The organism is Corallococcus aberystwythensis (assembly GCF_003612165.1).
Lineage (GTDB): Bacteria > Myxococcota > Myxococcia > Myxococcales > Myxococcaceae > Corallococcus > Corallococcus aberystwythensis.
This window is the reverse complement of record NZ_RAWK01000550.1, coordinates 1-832: the sequence shown is the minus strand read 5'-3', so window position 1 is coordinate 832 and position 832 is coordinate 1. Positions and strand designations below refer to the sequence as shown.

The following is an 832-nucleotide window of genomic DNA, read 5'->3' as shown; positions in this document are numbered from 1 at the left end:
GTGAGGTCCTGCACCGCCAGGCCCACCCAGCCCCGGCGCACCACGCCCGTCTCCTGGAGCTGCGGCAGCAGCGCCTGGATGAGGTTCGCCGGTACCGCGAAGCCGATGCCCGTCGCGCCGCCGATGATGGCCGTGTTCATGCCCACCACCTCGCCCTTCATGTTGAAGAGCGGGCCGCCGGAGTTGCCCGGGTTGATGGCCGCGTCCGTCTGCAGGAAGTCGTCATACGGGCCCGCGTGGATGTCGCGCGCCCGGGCGGAGAGGATGCCCGCGCTCACGCTCGACGCCAGGCCGAACGGATTGCCAATGGCCATCACGGGGTCGCCCACGCGCAGGCCATCCGAGTCCCCCAGCTTCACGAACGGCAGGTTCCCGGACACGCCCTTCAACTGGAGCAGCGCCACGTCCGTCAGTGAGTCGCGGCCCAGCACCTCCGCCTCGAACGCGCGCCCGTCCTCCAGCTTCACCCGGACGGTGTCCGCGCCCTCCACCACGTGGTTGTTCGTGAGCACCAGGCCGGACGGGTCGATGACGAAGCCCGACCCCACCCCCTGCTTCGCGGGAGCGCCGCCCTCGCCGAAGGGGGTCTGTCCGCCCTGCATGCCGAAGCGCTCGGCGAGCCCGGGGGGCAGGCCCTGCATCCTCCCGCCCATCGCGGGCCGGGGGCGCGCCTGCACCTCCACGTTCACCACCGCGCCCTTCACCGTGTCCACGAGCGGCGCCAGCGACATGAGCGCCCCGGGCGAACCCGGCGGGGTGGGCGAATACACGGCCGGCTCCACCTTCGCGCCTGAAGGCGTCGTGGCTGTCTTCAGGGACAGCGTGGGGCGGG

1 protein-coding gene is annotated in these 832 nt (G+C 72.4%); it reads right to left on the bottom strand.

From position 1 onward, the window contains the following. Positions 1 to 815 (bottom strand): trypsin-like peptidase domain-containing protein (locus tag D7W81_RS41385; RefSeq protein WP_438503408.1); only part of this gene is annotated, 815 nt, incomplete at its 3' end. Between the last annotated feature and the right edge of the window lie 17 nt (positions 816 to 832).